At 63.4% G+C, this 18,001-nt stretch carries 14 protein-coding genes; 11 read left to right on the forward strand and 3 right to left on the reverse strand.

Annotation, left to right across the window (positions count from 1 at the left end):
- The first annotated feature begins 14 nt into the window (after positions 1–14).
- From QZY07_RS12295 to QZY07_RS12330, 8 genes are all read left to right on the forward strand, one after another.
- Positions 15–2,249 carry a methyl-accepting chemotaxis protein gene (locus QZY07_RS12295; protein ID WP_295402929.1) on the forward strand — a complete coding sequence of 745 codons (2,235 nt, stop codon included), beginning with the start codon at positions 15–17 and terminating at the stop codon, positions 2,247–2,249.
- Positions 2,227–3,069, forward strand: coding sequence for a CheR family methyltransferase (locus QZY07_RS12300; protein ID WP_295402932.1), 843 nt, complete (start codon positions 2,227–2,229; stop codon positions 3,067–3,069). The genes QZY07_RS12295 and QZY07_RS12300 overlap by 23 nt, the downstream gene beginning before the upstream one ends.
- A 12-nt stretch (positions 3,070–3,081) precedes the next feature.
- Complete coding sequence (gene cheD, locus QZY07_RS12305) at positions 3,082–3,693, forward strand: chemoreceptor glutamine deamidase CheD (RefSeq protein ID WP_295402935.1); 612 nt, start codon at positions 3,082–3,084, stop codon at positions 3,691–3,693.
- Positions 3,694–3,758: 65 nt separating this feature from the next.
- Positions 3,759–4,952, forward strand: a complete 1,194-nt coding sequence (locus tag QZY07_RS12310; protein ID WP_295402937.1) for a methyl-accepting chemotaxis protein — start codon at positions 3,759–3,761, stop codon at positions 4,950–4,952.
- A 57-nt stretch (positions 4,953–5,009) separates the two neighbouring features.
- The gene (locus tag QZY07_RS12315; RefSeq protein WP_295402940.1) at positions 5,010–6,089 is read left to right on the forward strand and encodes a chemotaxis response regulator protein-glutamate methylesterase; all 1,080 of its coding nucleotides are present in this window, start codon (positions 5,010–5,012) and stop codon (positions 6,087–6,089) included.
- Between the two features lie 55 nt (positions 6,090–6,144).
- Positions 6,145–6,450 carry an STAS domain-containing protein gene (locus QZY07_RS12320; protein WP_295402943.1) on the forward strand — a complete coding sequence of 102 codons (306 nt, stop codon included), beginning with the start codon at positions 6,145–6,147 and terminating at the stop codon, positions 6,448–6,450.
- A gap of 106 nt (positions 6,451–6,556) precedes the next feature.
- Complete coding sequence (locus QZY07_RS12325; RefSeq protein ID WP_363184138.1) at positions 6,557–8,206, forward strand: fused response regulator/phosphatase; 1,650 nt, start codon at positions 6,557–6,559, stop codon at positions 8,204–8,206.
- A 30-nt stretch (positions 8,207–8,236) separates the two neighbouring features.
- Positions 8,237–10,009, forward strand: coding sequence for a SpoIIE family protein phosphatase (locus QZY07_RS12330; protein ID WP_295402948.1), 1,773 nt, complete (start codon positions 8,237–8,239; stop codon positions 10,007–10,009).
- On the opposite strand, the gene QZY07_RS12335 is transcribed toward QZY07_RS12330, so the two are convergent.
- Entirely contained in the window at positions 9,999–10,424 is a 426-nt protein-coding gene (locus QZY07_RS12335; protein WP_295402951.1) for a flagellar basal body-associated FliL family protein, read from the reverse strand. The genes QZY07_RS12330 and QZY07_RS12335 overlap by 11 nt on opposite strands.
- 119 nt (positions 10,425–10,543) lie before the next feature.
- Here QZY07_RS12335 and QZY07_RS12340 point away from each other — a divergent pair, with 119 nt between their 5' ends.
- Complete coding sequence (locus tag QZY07_RS12340) at positions 10,544–10,840, forward strand: hypothetical protein (protein WP_295402954.1); 297 nt, start codon at positions 10,544–10,546, stop codon at positions 10,838–10,840.
- A 20-nt stretch (positions 10,841–10,860) separates the two neighbouring features.
- On the opposite strand, the gene QZY07_RS12345 is transcribed toward QZY07_RS12340, so the two are convergent.
- Together QZY07_RS12345 and QZY07_RS12350 are read right to left on the reverse strand one after the other, a co-directional pair.
- The gene (locus QZY07_RS12345) at positions 10,861–11,211 is read right to left on the reverse strand and encodes an Hpt domain-containing protein (RefSeq protein ID WP_295402957.1); all 351 of its coding nucleotides are present in this window, start codon (positions 11,209–11,211) and stop codon (positions 10,861–10,863) included.
- A gap of 103 nt (positions 11,212–11,314) precedes the next feature.
- Positions 11,315–12,199 (reverse strand): Rpn family recombination-promoting nuclease/putative transposase, encoded by an 885-nt coding sequence (locus QZY07_RS12350; protein ID WP_295402960.1) that lies wholly within the window; start codon positions 12,197–12,199, stop codon positions 11,315–11,317.
- Positions 12,200–12,396: 197 nt separating this feature from the next.
- On the opposite strand from QZY07_RS12350, the gene QZY07_RS12355 reads away from it, so the two are divergent.
- The gene (locus tag QZY07_RS12355) at positions 12,397–13,533 is read left to right on the forward strand and encodes a two-component system response regulator (protein WP_295402963.1); all 1,137 of its coding nucleotides are present in this window, start codon (positions 12,397–12,399) and stop codon (positions 13,531–13,533) included.
- Positions 13,530–17,987, forward strand: a complete 4,458-nt coding sequence (locus QZY07_RS12360) for a response regulator (RefSeq protein WP_295402966.1) — start codon at positions 13,530–13,532, stop codon at positions 17,985–17,987. The genes QZY07_RS12355 and QZY07_RS12360 overlap by 4 nt, the downstream gene beginning before the upstream one ends.
- Positions 17,988–18,001 lie beyond the last annotated feature (14 nt).

The raw sequence follows: 18,001 nt of genomic DNA on the forward strand, positions 1-18,001 counted from the left end.
AAGAGAACGGAAACATGGCCAAGATGAAAGTGGTGACACGACTGGAGTTGGGGTTCGGTGCCATGCTGATGCTCTTGGGTCTGGTTGCCCTTGTCGGTTACAGCAGCATCCGCACGCTGAATGAGGATGTGCATCAGATCGTTCAGGATCTTTTTCCAAAAACGGTCTGGGCCAACAATGTCATCGACAACATCAATGAGGCGGCGCGGGCGGTGCGCAATGCGCTGATATTCGACGACTCGACCACGATTGCGCGCGAGCTTGACCGGATTGACAACACCCGAAAGGCGATTGACGAGAACCTGAATGAACTCAAAAAGACCGTCGCCTCCACCGAGGGTATCAAACGACTGGCGGCGTTGACGAATGCCCGCGTGCCCTTTCTCCGCGCTCAGGATCGCCTCGTTTCACTGATTCGCGAGGGTAAGAAAGATGAGGCGAAGACCCTTCTGCTGGGTGAGTTTCGCACGTTACAACGTGCCTATTTCGACGCGGCCACGGATCTCATTAAACACCAAACCAAACATATAGAGGAGGGTGGCCGACAGGCCGAAACGAATGTCGATGCCGCCATCCTGTCCATGCTGCTGCTGTCCGCGCTGGCGCTCCTGTTCGGCATCGTGACCGGTGTTTGGATCACCCGCGCATTGATGAAGCAACTCGGCGGCGAACCCGATTATGCCGCGTTCATGGTTCAGGCGGTGTCCGCCGGCGATCTGTCGCACCGCATCGCCATCCGGGACGGGGACACCACCAGCCTGCTGGTTTCGCTCAAGCAGATGCAGGAAGGACTGAAGCGGCTGGTCGAGGAGATTGCCGCGATCGTCCAGGCGACGACGCGGGGCGATTTCAGTCAGCGTCTGGCGCTCGGCGATAAGCAGGGTTTCGGCAGGGAGATCGGCGAAGGGCTCAACCGCTTGGCCGAAACGACCGAGATCGGCCTCAAGGATGTCACTCGGATCGCCAATGCCCTGGCCGTCGGCGACCTGTCGCAGACTATTTCCGGTGACTATCCGGGACTGTTCGGCGAGATGAAAAACGGCATCAATGGCACCGTGATGGCCTTGACCAGCGTGGTGAACGAGATCCGCCAGATCGTGGATGCCGCCAATCAGGGCGATTTCAGCATCACACTGGAGCTGACCGGCAAGCAGGGGTTTGTTCTTGACATCGCCCAGCTCCTCAACCAGATGTCCGAGACCACCGAGGTGGGCCTCAAGGATGTGATGCGCGTGGCCAGCGCGCTGGCCGAGGGCGATCTGACCCAGACCATCGTCAAGGACTATCCGGGACTCTTCGGCGAGACCACCGCCGGGGTCAATACGACGGTCGTTAACCTCAGGGAGCTGGTTTTCCGCCTTCGGGAAACGGTTGAGACCATCGGCACCGCGTCCAATGAAATCGCGACCGGCAATCAGGATCTGAGTCAGCGTACCGAGGAACAGGCCAGTTCGCTGGAAGAAACCGCGAGTTCCATGGAAGAACTGACCAGCACGCTCAGGCAGAACGCGGACAATGCCCGTCAGGCCAACCAGCTTGCCGTCTCGGCATCCGACGTGGCGGTGAAGGGCGGGTTGGTGGTGAACGCCTCCGTGGAGACCATGGCCGCGATTGCCGAATCCAGCAAGAAGATCGCTGATATTATCGGTGTCATCGACAGCATTGCGTTTCAAACCAATATCCTGGCCCTGAATGCGGCGGTCGAGGCTGCGCGGGCCGGCGAGCAGGGGAGGGGCTTTGCCGTGGTGGCCGCGGAGGTGCGTAATCTGGCTCAACGCTCGGCCAATGCCGCCAAGGAAATCAAGCTCATGATCGGCGACAGCGTGTCCAAGGTCGACGCCGGCACGCACCAGTTCAATGAAGCCGGCCAGCGTATGCGGGAAATCGTCGATGCGATCAAGCGCGTGACCGATCTCGTGGCCGATATTTCAGCGGCGTCGGTGGAACAATCCTCGGGCATCGAACAGATCAACCAAGCGATCATCCAGATGGACGATACGACCCAGCAAAACGCGGCCCTGGTGGAGCAGGCCGCCGCGGCCGCCGAGGCGATGGCGGACCAGGCCCGACAGCTTGGCGAGGCCGTTTCGGTCTTCAAGGTCGGTCAGGATCCTTCCCGTTCAATGGCGTTGCGTGCGACGCCGATGGCCACCACGCCAAGGATGTCCACCGCGCCTGTCGCGAAAACAACGCTCGCCTCCCGACAGCCGATCAAGACCTCCGACGATGATGAATGGTCAGAATTTTAATCGCGAATTCCCATTCACCACGCACGACTTCGAGCGCATCCGTGGTCTCATCTACGAGCATGCGGGGATCTCGCTGAATTCCGGTAAAGCCGATATGGTCTATAGCCGGATCGCCCGGCGTCTGCGGGCGACGGGTCTGACCTCGTTTGAAGACTATCTTGAGTATCTGAATCGCGAGCCCGATGAGTGGCAGCACTTCATCAATTCGCTCACCACGAATCTGACCTCTTTCTTTCGGGAGTTGCATCATTTTCCAGTCCTTGCGGAACAGGTCATCGACGCCAAACGCAAGGGGCGAAGCCCGATCCTGCTCTGGTCCTCTGCCTGCTCGACCGGCGAGGAGCCGTATTCGATGGCCATGACGGTCATCGATGCGCTCGGTTCCTGGACGCCGCCGGTGAAGATCCTGGCGACCGATCTGGATACCAACGTCGTGCGGCAGGCCGCCGAGGGCGTCTATCCGATGGAGCGGGTGGAAAAACTTCCGGAACGGGATCTGAAACGATTTTTCCTACGCGGCAAGGGCTCCCAGGAGGGGATGGCGCGGATCCGCCCGGAGGTGCGCGCCCTGGTCAGTTTCCATCCGCTGAATCTGTTGAGTGATCGTTGGCCCATCAAGGGGCCTTTCGATGCGATCTTCTGCCGGAATGTGTTGATCTATTTCGATAAGCCAACGCAATACCGGCTTCTGGCACGCTTCCATCCCTTGCTGCGCCCGGATGGTCGGCTCTTCGTGGGTCATTCCGAGAGTCTGACCCATGTCGCGAATCTTTTTCGGCTACAGGGAAAGACCGTGTATTCCCCCCTGGCGAACACCTGAGGCAGGTCTGAGATGGCACATCAATGCGAGGAAGTGCTGGCGCCCAATCTCTATTTCGACCGCCATTTCAACCTGGATGCCGTCAAGATCTTGCCTGGCGAATATTATGTGTCCGCGCGCGAGCTGCTGATGGTGACCGTGCTGGGTTCCTGCGTCGCCGCCTGCGTGCGCGATCGCGTCAGCGGGATCGGCGGGATCAACCATTTCATGCTGCCCGATGACCGGCGCGACGAAGACAGCCGCTTTGGCCGCTCCATGCGTTACGGCGACTATGCGATGGAGATCCTCATCAACCAACTGCTCAAGATGGGCGCACGGCGTTCCAACCTGGAGGCCAAGGTGTTTGGCGGGGGCAATGTGTTGCCCGGCTTCAAGAATCATGTGGTCGGAGAACGCAACGCGCGCTTCGTGCTAGATTATCTGACCACCGAGGCGATCCCGGTGGTGGCGAAGGATCTGTTGGGCAATCACCCGCGCAAGGTGTATTTCTTTCACGCCAGCGGACGGGTGCTGGTGAGAAAGCTGCGCAGCATGCACAACGACACCATCATCGAGCGCGAACTCAATTATAGCGAAACCCTCCGCCAGTCCAGGGTCGAGGGCGACGTGGAGCTGTTTTCCTAAACCAAGGCCGTTGTGTCGTTCGCGGCTGTCGCGGCATCCGCTCGGCGCGATCAGGAGATGATTGAATGGACAAATTGATTGCATACTGGCCGCCGCTCCTGCTCGGCATCCTGGTTCTGCTGCAAACGCTGCTGCTGCCTGACCTTCTGCCGGCCTGGGCCGGGGTGTTGTTATTGACCCTCGCCTGGTCGGTGGCGGTCGCGTGGCGGATCGCCCGACCGACAGCCGGGACGGCCTCGGGCAATGCGCCGGACGTCACTGCAAATCGCCAGGCCGAACGGGAGTTATGGGATCTCGTGGTGGAAACCGATCGGCTGGTTGGCCCGCAGATGACCGAGTTGCGGGATCTGGTGGCCCAGGCGACCGATCTGATCGGGCACGCCGCCAGCGATTTACAGAGCAGCTTCGAGGGGCTTTCCTCCGAGTCCAGGGCGCAACATGAACTGGTGCTGCGATTGGTCTCGAAGAACGGCCAGGGCGACGCCGACAAGACGAATATGATCGATGTGAACGCCTTTCTGACGGCGAACAGTCAACTGCTTTCCGAAAATATCGATCGCTTGATCGACATGGGCAAGCACAGCGTTCAGATCGCCCACCAGATCGACGACCTCTCCGCGCAGATGAACGAGATCTTTGGCCGGCTCGAAAGCGCCAAGCGAATCGCGCGGCAGACCAATCTGCTGGCGCTCAACGCGGCAATCGAGGCGGCGCGGGCGGGCGAGGCTGGGCGCGGCTTTGCCGTGGTTGCCCAGGAGGTGCGCAAGCTCTCCCAGGACGCCGCCGAGTTCAACGATCAGATCCGTCTCCAGGTCGAGCAGGCGCAACTGGTCTTTGCCGAGACCCGCGGGATTGTCGGTCGGATGGCCTCGCAGGATATGAGTTCCTCGATCACGGCCAAGGGCGCCATGGACGAAATGATCCAACAGGTGCAGGGGGCGAATACCATGTTGGCCGAGGGTCTGCGGGAATTGACCTTCGTGGTCGAGCGCGTGCAGGGTAACGTGGGCGCGGCGATCCGCCTGCTTCAGTTCGAGGACATCACCCGTCAGGTGCTGGTTCAGGCGCGGATGCGCATCGATTTTCTGGATCGGTTCGTGGCGGAATTGCGGCTGATCCCCTTGGGCCAGGCGCGCTCGCCCGAGGATGTGGCGCAAGCCAAGATGCGCCTGGAAGGTCTGCGGGAACAACTGATCGCGGCGGATCATCGCCCGGCGACTCAGAAATCCATGCACGAAGGCGACATCGAGCTTTTCTAGGCGATTGCCGGAGATCTTGACCAGTGTTTTTTCAACTCAGGCGTGGCGAGAGTCGATGTGACTGAATCCATTCGTGTCTTGATCGTCGATGACTCGGCCCTGGTGCGCGGGATCCTGACCGAGATTCTGGACGCGGCCCCCGGCATCGAGGTGGTTGGCACGGCGGAGGATCCCTACGTCGCCCGCGACAGGATCAAGGCTCTCAACCCGGATGTCCTGACGCTTGACGTGGAAATGCCGCGCATGGATGGGTTGACCTTCCTGCGCAATCTCATGCGGCTGCGGCCCATGCCGGTAGTCATGGTCTCCTCGCTCACGGCGCGCGGCGCCGAGGTGACGCTGCAGGCACTGGAATTGGGAGCGGTCGATTTTGTCCGCAAGCCCGAGTTGGCTCGGGAACAAGGTTTACAGGATTATGCGGGCGAACTGATCGACAAGATTCGGATGGCCGCCAAGGCCAAGGTTCGCGCGCGGCCAGGACAGGTCGCGCCGGCTGCGGCATGCGCTCCGTTCGTGACAGAGCGGATTCCGGAGCGCATGCTCCAATCGTTTCGCGTCACGGATCGCGTCCTAGCCATCGGCGCCTCCACCGGGGGCACCGAGGCGATTAAAGAGGTGCTGCTTCGCCTGCCGCCGGACACCCCTGGAGTCGTCATCGCCCAGCATATTCCAGCGGGGTTCAGCGCGGCCTTCGCCGAGCGCATGAACCGCCAGACGGGTCTGGTCGTCAAGGAGGCCGCGGAGGGCGATCGCGTCATGACCGGCCATGCCTATATCGCCCCCGGCAACCGGCACCTGCTGCTGGCGCGCGAGGGCGGTCGCTATGTCTGTCGGCTCAGCGACGGCGAACTGGTCAATCGTCACCGACCGAGCGTGGACGTGCTCTTTCGTTCGGTGGCCCAGGCGGCGGGCAAGCAGGCCAGCGCGGCGCTCCTCACGGGCATGGGCGCGGATGGCGCCCAGGGTCTGAAGGAATTGCACGATCTGGGCGTGCAGACCATCGCCCAGGACGAGGCGAGCAGCGTGGTGTGGGGCATGCCGGGCGAGGCGGTGAAACGCGGCGCGGCGTCCGCAATCCTGCCGCTGGCGGACATCGCGAACGCCCTGTATCGGGCCGCGACGGTGCCGGGGCGATGACTAAGGCCACATTGGGCCAAATCAGACAACACGGAGAAAATCCGGGAGATCAATCATGAGTGTCATTCGTCGAATCGATGAACAGAAGTCCCAGGTGACCATCGCGATCGATGGACGCTTCGATTTCGCGCAGCATAAGGCGTTCCGGGACGCCTATCGGGATATCGACCCGAAATCCAAGACCTTCGTCGTCGATCTGTCCGGAGCCTCCTATCTGGACAGCTCGGCCCTCGGTATGTTGCTGCTGTTGCGCGATTTCGCGGGGGGGGACGCGGGGCGGGTGGCGATCAGCGGTTGCGGCGAAGACGTGCGACGGGTGCTGAAGATCGCGAATTTCGAAAAACTGTTCAACCTGGATTGAAGATTCGAGCATGACACCCCTGGAGTCTCCCGCAGCACCCTTGCATGACATGACAGCAGATCCCCGGTCCAGGACGGAGACCGGCGCTCGGGGATGTGCGCTCATCGTGGACGATGATCCGACGAATCGCCGTCTCCTGAGTTTGATGCTGAAGCGCGAAGGTTTTCGCGCGGTGGAGGCCAGCGACGGCGCGCAAGCGCTGGCGCTCTTTGAGACTGATCGGCCGGATATCGTGTTCATGGATATCATGATGTCGGGCATGGACGGTTTCGAGGCCACGAGAAGAATCAAGGCGATGTCCGGGATGGATTTTATCCCGGTGATCATCTTGAGCGCCTTGAAGGACGAAGAGTCCCTGATGCGTTGCACCGAGGCTGGCGCGGACGATTTTCTCGCGAAACCCTTCAGCCTCATGGTGCTCAAGGCCCGCATCCTCGCCATGGAGCGCGTGCGCGATCTGCAGCGCGCCATCGCGGCCAAGCAACTGGTGCTGTCCGAGTTACTGGAGCGGGAGCGCGAGGAGCAGGCACTGGCCGAACGGGTCTTGAGCCGCGTGGTCATGAATCGTAACGTCGCCATGGACCGGCTGGGCCTGGTCCAGCGTCCGGCCTCGGTCTTCAACGGCGATCTGGTGCTGACCCAGCATCTTCCGGATGGCGGATTTCGTCTGTTGGTGGGCGATTTCACCGGGCATGGACTGGCCGCGGCGATCGGCGCCTTGCCCGTGGCCGACGCCTTCCACGCCATGACCCGCAAGGGCGTCGACGATGCCCGCGTGCTCGCGGAAATCAATCAAAAGCTCTATCAAATCCTCCCCCCCGACCGTTTTCTGGCGGCCTGTCTGATTACGCTCTCGGGCAATGGCAGCGAACTGCGCTGGTGGAACGGTGGCATGCCTAGTGCCTGGCTGCGAACCAGCGATGGTTTGCATGAACTGCACTCCCACGCGCTTCCGTTGGGCATCCTGTCGGAACTTCCCGCGCAGCAGGCACCTAAGCGGATCCGTTTGGGTCAGGGTGACCGCCTGCTGCTGATGAGCGATGGGCTGCTGGAAGCGAGCGATGAGCAGGGGCAAATGTTCGTCAATACCGGATTTCAGGCGTTGTTAAACGCTTGGGAATTCGCTCGACCGCTGCTTCCGGCACTGATCGCCGCGCTCGACGCGCACAGTGCCGAGACCGAGCAGAGCGACGATATCGCGGCCGTGGAGATTCCCATGGATTGCGAGTTGCTCGCGCCCCCGAAGCCGGCCCTGGATTCCGTGCACGGCAGGAGCGGCTGGAGTTGGTCGTTGGAACTGGTGGACGGACGCCTGGGCGGTCAGCCGTCGATCATGGCGGCCCTGCGACCCATGGGGTTCCTCGATCAACTCGAATCGCAGGCGGGCGCGCTGGAGATCATTCTGGCCGAGCTGTACTCCAATGCCCTGGAACATGGCATTCTGAAACTCGACTCGTCATTGAAGTCGACCCCGGATGGTTTCGATGCCTATTATCGCCAGCGCGAGCAGCGCCTGGCGGGCGGTTGTCGCGGCCGCGTGACCCTGAGCCTGCGTTATGAACCCGGCGAGGATGGCGATTGCGTGCGGATTCAGGTCACGGATACCGGCGACGGTTTCAGCGAGCGTGAGGTGTTCGAGCTGGCACCGGATCCCATGCGCCCCTGGGGACGCGGCATCGCCATGGTTAGGGATCTCTGCGACTCCGTGACCTATCGAGGGAATGGCTCTCGGGTTGAGGCGATCTATCGATGGTAATCGAATTGATTCTCTAGGAAAGATCACGCAATGTCGTCATCGGAACAGACACGCGGCTGGTTAACGGAGCCCCTGTCGGCGCGGGCTGGCGGGCGAGGACTGGCGTTGATCGTGGAAGACGATCCAGTCGGCCGGCAGTTGCTGAGCAGCATGCTGCGACATGAGGGATTCGCAACGCTGGAAGCCGGCAGCGGACCGGAGGCGCTGAGCCTGTTCGAGAGCGAACGCCCCGATCTCGTCTTCATGGACGTCGTGATGCCTCTGATGGATGGTTTCGAGACGACGCGCAGAATCAAGGCCATGTCTGGATCGGATTTCGTTCCGGTGATCTTCCAGACCGCCCTGCGGGATGAAGAGTCGCTGCTGCGCGGCATCCGGTCAGGCGGTGACGATGTCTTGATCATACCTTTCAGCCAGGCCGTGCTGAGGGCGCGCATCCTGGCCATGGAGCGGATGCGCGACCTCCATCGCCGCATCGTCGCGGAAAACCAGCCGCTGGCCGAATTGCTGGAACGGGAGCGTCAGGAGCAGGCACTGGCCGAGCGCGTCTTCAGCCGGGCGATCAAGAACCGCAACGTCGCCACCGACCAACTCGGTCTGATGCAGCGTCCGGCCGCCATGTTCAGCGGCGATCTGGTGCTCACCCAGCACCTGCCCGATGGCGGATTGCGTGTCCTGGTGGGCGACTTCACCGGACATGGCCTGGCGGCGGCCATCGGCGCGCTGCCGGTGGTGGATGCCTTTCACGCCATGACCCGCAAGGGTGTCGAGGATCTGGACGTCCTCGCGGAAATTAATCGCAAACTCTATCAGCTCTTGCCGACCGACCGCTTCATGGCGGCCTGTCTGATGTCCATTCCGGGCAGCGGTCAGGAACTGCGCTGGTGGAACGCCGGCATGCCGAGCGCCTGGTTGCGTAGCCGGGACGCCCTGCACGAACTGGCATCCCACGCATTGCCCCTGGGGATCCTGCCGGAATTACCCGACGGAGAGACGCCCCATCGGATCGGACTGCGGCCCGGCGATGGCCTGCTGATCTTCAGCGATGGGCTGCTGGAGGCGAGAGACCGGACGGGGATCCCCTTCGGACATTCCCGATTCAGGCATCTGCTGGACGCTTGGCGGCATGCTCACGCGATCTTTCCGGAGTTGCTCGCGGCACTGGATGCGCATTGCCTGGAGACCGTGCCGTCCGACGACATCGCGATTCTGGAGATCCCGCTGAACGCCCAATTGTTCGCGGCCCCGCGGATCGCCAGTCCCTCATCGACGGCGGGCGGCTGGACCTGGTCGCTGGAATTGCAGGACGCGCATCTGGGCGGTTTGCGCTCGGTGGAGTCGATGCTCCGGCCGCTGGGATTTCTGGACGGACTCGATGCCCATCTGGGGGCGCTGGAAACCATCGTTGCCGAGTTGTATTCCAATGCGCTGGAGCATGGCATTCTGCAATTGCCCTCCTCCTTGAAGTCGGCCCCGGATGGATTCGAGGTGTATTACGGTCGGCGGGCCGACTTGCTGGAGGCGGGCTGCACGGGTTGGCTCTGTCTGGAAATCAGCCATGAGCCACTGGCGGAAGGGGCGGAAGGAGGGCGTCTGAAGATCCGGTTGCGCGACAGCGGCGAGGGGTTCGAGCAAGCCGACTGGGTCGGCGCCGAAGCCAGCCCGGCGCGCCCCTGGGGGCGCGGCATCGCGCTGGTTCGGGAACTGTGCGAGTCTCTGACCTATCTGGAGGGTGGGCGGCAAGTCGAGGCCGTTTATCGCTGGTCGTCGGATCCGCCGCTGCCCGCCATCCCTATTGAATAATAAATCCGGTGAAGTAAAGTTCTCTGATCGTGGGCGCGCCTGCCACCTCGGTCAGGGTCTCGCGCAGCTTTTCCAGTAATTCGGCGCGCAATTGCTCGCGCGCTTCCGTGGACATGATCTGATCGGCTTCGCGTCCGCCGAGCAGGGTGATCAGACGGTTGCGGATCACTGGCAGATGCAGCGTCACCCGTTCGGCGTCCTCGGCGGTGTCGAGGTAAAACTGGATATCGACCCGCAGATACTTGGTCTTGCGCTCGCTCGCCAAATTGACGACCAGCGAGGGTGCGAGCGCCAGATAACCCGGATAGGCGCCTGCCTTGTCGCCGCTCGCCTTCTCGCTTGCCTGTCCGAGCGCGGGCGGCAAGCACAGCAGCAAGGTCAGAAAAGAAGCGGTCTTGAGGTTGGTCGGTTTCATGCTGGTCTGTCCTTCGGAGTTGAAAGGGTGGCGTCGGTGTCGCAACGAGCGTAATCATGGCACAGGCTGAGATGCGTCAACGGCAAACTCGCGTACCCAAGCCGGCTATTGTGACGGCAATGTCTACGCTGATCGGACAAATCCGCGCGTCGATCCCTTTCGATGCCCCCGAGGCGCGGATCTGTTCGGGTTCCTGCCAGGGATGTTCCATGAAGCTGCTCGACTTTCTGGCCTCTGCACTGGAGGATTGCGAGCGCGGATTGAACGCGGGCGTCAAGCCGACCCTGAAGGATCTGTCCCGCTTGATCAGGATGGCGCGCAAGGTACACGACGTGCTGCGGAAGAATGGATTGGTCGATGCCGTGGATCCGACATCGCCGACAGCGGCGGAAATCCGGGTTCCTGGCAGTCGATGAGGAGACCGCATGGACGCGCATCAGCCGGTCTGCGCGCGCAACCGTTGGGTCTGCGTTTCCACGTCGCGAAAGGTCTCCGCGCTCCGCGCCGGATCGCCGATGCGGGCGGCCCGCTCCAGCGCCTCGATGGCCGCATCCAGAGCCGGGACACCGCAATACCGCGTGGCGCCGCGGATGTGATGGGCGGATTCGGCCAGCCCCAGCCAATCGGAATCGCTGAGGCAAGCGCGCAGATCCGCGAGCTCGGCGGGGAGTCCCGCCAGCAGCGTCTCCAGCAATTCATCGGCGAGCGCGTCATCGCCGCCGGCGCTGACGCGCGCGGCTGCGGCGTCCCGCGTGGGCAGGGCGGCGGTTCCAGTTGCGTCGGTCATGGTTATCTCGGTGTCTCATTCCGGCCGATGGAGTGGCGAACTCTAGTACAGACGCGCCGAAATTTCAGTCGGGATCTCGTAACACCGCCGAACGGTGTCAGGCTCAGGACGGGTCGGCAGAGCGCAGTGCCTCGACCTGTGCCACGCGCAGTCCCGTGGCCTGGGCGATCTGCCCATCGCTGAGCACGCCGAGCGCGATGAGGTTGCGGGCGGTGTCCTGCGCCGCCGCCAGGCGGCCTTTCTGCATCCCGAGCCGCTCGCCCTCCTCGCGCGCCTCCTTGAGCAAGGACACCTCATCGTGCAGCGCCCGCTCGCGCACGAAGGCCAGGCGCCGCGCTTCCTCGTCGGCGCTCAACTGACGCACGCGGTTCAGCGCCTCTTGAATCGGGGCATGTTCGATCGCGGCCATGGTTTGCTCCTCGCGCCAATGCTCGAAAAAGGTGATCCACGCGGACAGCGGATCGGCACCGAGCCCGAGCCGGTCCGCTTTCTTCAATTCGATCAGGTTCAACTGGAGTCGGTTCCCCAGGATGACGCTGGGTTGGTCCGCGTCGCGCATCTCGAAACGCCACCGCGACTGCGCGCGCTGCTCCGGCGTGTCGGCGAACAGGTCGAAGTCCAGCAGATGGATGCCGACCGCCGCGCGCAACGTGGCGTAGTCCTCGCCCTGCTCCAATTGATGCGCCAGCATCCGCGCCAGATAGTAGAGCGCCCGCTGGTGCCAGGCAACATAACGGCGCACCTGGATCTCGATATTGTAGGCATGCCCCTCGCCATCGCGCGCCAGGACGTCGAGGATGATGTACTTGCCGCGCAATTCCTCGGCGTTGATGCCGGGATTGAGGATCTCCACCGAACGGATCTCGGGCAGATCCGGGCGCAGGTCGTTGATCAACGACACCAGCAGCTCGGGGGCCTCGCCAAAGAGGCGCTTGAAGACGTAGTCATTCTTGGGATCGAGCAGCGCGTCAGGCGCAACGGCGGGCATGGCGGGAGGCGGTCAGGGTGTCTGAAGTCACCAGAGTATAACCGTCTCGCCCGCTCGGATGCCCTTGCTTGCAGGGCGAGCGCGGATAAATTTTCTTACGGACAAGCGATTGCGGCATGATAATGACGTTTTCACGCTGGACGCGGTTCATCTTGGTCGTCCGTGCGACATGAGGCGGATTTCTCGGGTCAGTGGCCATGTTAAAGCCAACAATTTTGATCGTCGATGACGAGCCGGCCAATCTGTCGGTGTTGACGAAACTCTTAAATCCGGACTATCAGGTCCGCGCCTGCAAGACCGGCGAGCAGGCACTGGCGGCGGTCCTCGTCGCGCCATGTCCGGATTTGATCCTGCTGGATGTCATGATGCCGGGCATGGATGGCTATACCACGCTGGCCCGATTAAACGCGGATGCGCGAACCCGGCGGATCCCGGTGATATTCGTCACGGCCTTGAGCGACGACATCGATGAGGAGAAGGGGCTGCGGCTCGGCGCGGTGGACTATCTCGTCAAGCCGGTCAAGCCCGCGATCCTGCTTGCGCGCGTGCGCACCCATCTGGAAATCAAACAATCCCGCGATCGGCTGTCGGTGCAGAATGCGTGGCTGGAAACCGAGATCGACCGGCGCACCCGCGAGAATCTGCTGATTCAGAACGTCAGCCTGGCGGTGATCCTGGAACTGGCCGAGACGCGCGACACCGAGACCGGCAATCATATTCTGCGCACGCAGACCTATGTCGATCTGTTGGGCCGCCAGCTTCAGAGCCATCCGGATTTTGCTTCGGATCTCGACCCGTTGCGTCTGAGCGTCATCGTCAAGGCCGCTCCGCTGCACGACATCGGCAAGATCGGCATTCCGGATCGGATTTTACTGAAACCCGGCAAGCTCGACCCCGAGGAGTGGGAGATCATGAAGACACACGCCCGCCTTGGCGCCGAGGCGATTCGGCGCGCCATCGACAAGTCGCTACTCCTGAACGCGGGCGGGACGGACGACGCCAAGCCGCGACCGCTGGCCATGCTGGAAGTGGCCGAAGTCATCGCCATGAGACATCACGAGAAATGGGACGGCACCGGTTATCCGCAGGGGCTGGCGAGGGAGGCGATCCCGCTGCCGGCCCGCCTGATGGCGCTCGCCGATGTCTATGACGCACTGACCATGCGCCGCGTCTACAAGACCCCCTGGGAACCGGACGCGGCGGCCAACTTCATCCTCGAACAGCGGGGCAGGCATTTCGATCCGGCCGTCGTCGACGCCTTCGTCGCGCTTCGAGACGCCTTCGCCGAGGTCCAGGAGCGGTTCGCCGATCCCCTGCCACGAGAGACCGCATGAGCGCGACCGACCTTCCCCCCGACGCGCGCGTGGCCGAGCGCCGGGCGCAATTGCAGGAATTCGTCCTGGAATCCTGCCTGACGATCCCGGATCTCTATTTTCTGACCGATGCCGATGGCACCCTGCTGGACTACCGGACGCGCCGGGACGTGTCGCTCTATGTCCCGCCCGAGGTCTTTCTCGGCAAGCGGGTCGAGGAGGTGCTGCCGCCCGAGGTCGCCGCGCGGTTCAACGAGAAGCTGACCGCCGCGCTGTGCACCGGCGAGCTGGTGCTGTTCGACTATGCGCTGCCGATGCCGGATGGTCTGCGGTATTACGATGCTCGGGTGAGCCGCGTGGCCGACGGTCAGGGCTGCGTCACCATCATCCGCGACATCACCGGCGGCATACGGGCCGAGGCGCAGTTGCAACGGGAGCGTTTCCTGCTGGGCGAGCGCGTGAAGGAGCAGCGCTGTCTCTATGAGGTCTTTCGTGTCTCCGAGGATCCCGTCGCCCCGATCGAGACGATCGTCGGTCGCGTGCTGACGCTGCTCGGCCCCGCCCTGCAATTTCCCGCGCTGGTGACCGCTCGCATCGCCTGGGGCGCACGCGAATACGGTACGCCGGGCTTTGCCGTCAAGGACTGGATGCTGACGGTGGAAGACCGGACCGGACAGGGCGAACCCATGCATCTGACGCTCGCCTACGACCGCGCACCGCCGCCGGGATTGAATGACGCTCCCTTTCTGCCGGAAGAAGTGCAGTTGGCGCAAACCATCGTGCGCCGCCTGGTCGACATCGTCGATCGCCGTCAGGCGGAGCGCGTGCTCCGGGAGCAGGAGACGCTGGTCGAAACCATGTTCGGCCAGACCACGGACGCCATCCTGCTGGTGGACCCCCTGACCAACCGCTTCGTTCAGTTCAACGCCGCCGCCCATCAGGGACTCGGCTACACCCGCCAGGAGTTCGCGCGACTCTCGGTGGCCGACATTCAGACCGATCACTCGGCGGAACGGATCGCGGCGAATGTCGCCGCCCTGTTCGACGGCAGGGCCGCCGGATTCGAGACCCGCCACCGCTGCAAGGATGGCGGGTTCCGGGAGGTCGCCATCACGTTTCGGATGGTGAACCATGGCGGACGTCCGCTGATTTCGGCGGTCTGGCGCGACATCGCCGAGCAGAAGGCCCGCGAGCGCGAGCAAGGGGAGCGCGCCGAACGGCTCCAGTTGCAGACCCGGCTGATCCGCGAACTCAGCGTCGCGGAAGCCGGCATCAATGGCGAACTGGAACGGTTCGCGGGGGAATTGACCGAACGGCTCGGTGCGGCGCTCGGGATCGCGCGGGTGTCCGTCTGGCGCTTCAACGTGGACACGACCCAACTCGAATGCGTCGATCTGTACGATGCCGCCAGCGGGCGGCATTGTGCCGGCGACGTGCTGGAGGAGGCCCAGTTTCGCGCCGAGTTTCAAATCATCAAGACCGATCGCTATGTCGACGCCAGCGACGCCCTGACCGATCCGCGGACCGCGGGCTATGTGGACGCCTATCTCAAGCCACGGGGGATTACCGCGATGCTCGATTGCGGCATCTTCTCCGGTGGACAGCCGCGCGGCATGATCTGTTTCGAGCAGGTCGGACGTTCCTACGCCTGGAGCGCGGATCAGGTGGCGTTCGGCTGCCAGGTCGCCGATCAGCTCGGCATGGCGCTGCTCAATCGGGAGCGTGTGGAGGTCGTGCGCGCGTTGCGCCAGAGCGAGTCCTTTCTCAATCGCGCCCAGGCGGTCTCCCAGACGGGTCACTGGCGTCTGGATGTCGTTCAGAATCAGTTGGTCTGGTCGGAGGAAACCTATCGCATCTTCGGTCTGCCCGCCGGTACGCCCCTGACGTTGGAAACGTTTCTCGGCTGCATTCATCCGGACGACCGGGCGCCGGTGCTCGACGCCTGGACGCGCGCCTTGAGCGGCGAGCCCTACCGGATCGTCCACCGCGTTTCGGTCGGCGAGGAAACGCGCTGGGTCGAGGAGCGGGCGGAACTCGAATTCGCCGCCGATGGCCGGCCCATCGCCGGGTTGGGAATCGTGCAGGACATCACCGAGCGGGTCAACACGACGCGCGAGCTGGAGGATTATCGTCTGCATCTGGAGGATCTGGTGGTCTCCCGCACCGCCGAACTGGAGACGGCGAAGCTTGCCGCGGAGGCCGCCAATCTGGCCAAGAGCGCCTTCCTGTCCAACATGAGCCATGAAATCCGCACCCCCATGAACGCGGTCATCGGCTATGCCCATCTGATCCGGCGCGATCCGCTCACCGCCCGCCAGCTCGGCCAGCTCGACAAACTCTCCGACTCCGCCCGGCATCTGCTGCAAATCATCAACGACATCCTGGATCTCTCCAAGATCGAGGCGAACAAGATGACGCTGGAGGTCCAGGATTTCGAGCCGGCGCGGGTCATCGATCATGTCTGCGACCTCCTCGCCGACAGCCTCGCGACCAAGGGTCTGGACGTGCTGGTGGATCTGGATCATGTGCCGCCCGCGCTGCGCGGCGATGGGGTCCGCTTCAGCCAGATTCTGCTCAATCTGGTCGGCAATGCCGTGAAATTCACGGAACAGGGCGGTCTCTCCATCCGGGGCCAGGTGCTGGAGCGAACGCCCGAGCGCCTGCTCCTGCGGGTCGAGGTGTCGGATACCGGTATCGGCATGACGCGCGCCCAGGTCGCGCGTCTGTTCCGTGCCTTCGAACAGGCCGACGAGTCGACGACCCGCCGTTTTGGCGGAACCGGGCTGGGTCTGGCGATCAGCAAACGCCTGACCGAACTGATGGGCGGGCGCATCGGCGCGACCAGCGCGCCCGGCCGGGGCAGTCTGTTCTGGCTGGAGCTTCCCTTCGAGATCGCCAGCGATCGCCAGCCACCGTCGCGGACGCTGGAACCCTTCCGGGACATGCGGGTACTGGTCATCGACGACCATGCCGATGCCCGCGACATCCTGGCCAGCCTGCTCGCCGAGCTTGGCATGCGCGCCGACACGGCGGCGAACGGCGAGGCCGGACTGGCCGCCGCTGTCGCGGCCGACCGCATCGGCGATCCCTATCGACTGCTGATGATCGACTGGAGAATGCCGGGTCTGGACGGCATCGATACGGCCTTGAAACTGCAATCGCTGGCACTGGCGCGTCACCCCGACTTTCTGATGGTGACCGCCTATGGCGACAGCCTTCTGCGCGACGAGGCCGCGCGCGCCGGCATCACCGAAATTCTCGCCAAGCCCGTGACGCCTTCGGTGCTCCACGACGCCCTGGCCGCCGCGCTGCTGGGCCACGCCGAAGGCCGTGGTCCGGTGCTGCCGGAGATGCTGGCACGGGAACTGGAACGGCGCCAGGGCGCGCGCATCCTGCTGGTGGAGGACAATCTCATCAACCAGGAAGTGACCTGCCAGTTACTGGACGCGGTCGGCCTGCGCGTGAGCGTCGCCGACAACGGCCGGGTCGCGCTGGAGATGGCCCAGTTGACGGACTACGACCTGATCCTCATGGATATCCAGATGCCGGTCATGGACGGCTTGCAGGCGACCCGCGCGATCCGTCAGTTGCCGGGGCGCCAGTCCGTCCCGATCCTGGCCATGACGGCCAATGCCTTCGACGAAGACCGCCGCCGCTGCCTGGAGGCCGGGATGAACGATCATCTGGCCAAGCCTATCGAGCCGAACAAACTCTATAAAACCCTCCTGAAATGGCTCCCGCCGCCACGTCAGGCGGACGGGGGTGCCGATGACGCCGCAGCGGACGCCGACGCGCGCAACGCGCCGGTCGATGCGTCGGACGGGCTGAACGTGCTCGCGTCCATCCCTGGGCTGACGGTTGCGGTGGGGTTGCGTTTCCTGGGCGGTGACGTGGCCCATTATTTACGTTTGCTGGCGACCTTTCTCGCGATCCATGGGGATGACGCGACCCGGATCGCCGGCTGGATGGCGGCGGGCGATCTCGCGGCGGCGCGGCAAATGGCCCATTCGCTGAAGGGCGTGAGCGCCATGCTGGGGGCCGAGGGGGTGCGCGATCGGGCCGCCGAACTGGAACGCCTCGTCCGGCAGGGCGCGCCAGCCGAACAACGCGACCGGGCGCTGGAGGCGCTGACCAGGACGCTCAAGGCATTGACCGAGGGGCTGCGGAACCGCTTGCCCGCGATCGCGCCGGAGTCGCTTCAACGCACCGCGAAGGGTGGTGCCGGGACGGTGGATTGGACGCGCGTCACCGAGGTGTTGACGCGACTGGACGCGCTGCTGGTCAGCAGCGATACCGAGGCGAACGAGTTGTTCGAATCATCCCGTGGGCTGTTGTTCTCCGCCCTGGGCGCCGCGGCCCGCACCCTGGACCAGCAGATTCGGAATTTCGATTACGCGCAGGCGCTGGAAACGCTGCGTTTGGTCCGGGAGTCGGAGGTGTCGTCGACCGCGACAGTCGAACCAGGTCACGAATAGGTCCGTCATCGCGA

This window comes from uncultured Thiocystis sp. (genome assembly GCF_903866365.1).
GTDB lineage: Bacteria > Pseudomonadota > Gammaproteobacteria > Chromatiales > Chromatiaceae > Chromatium.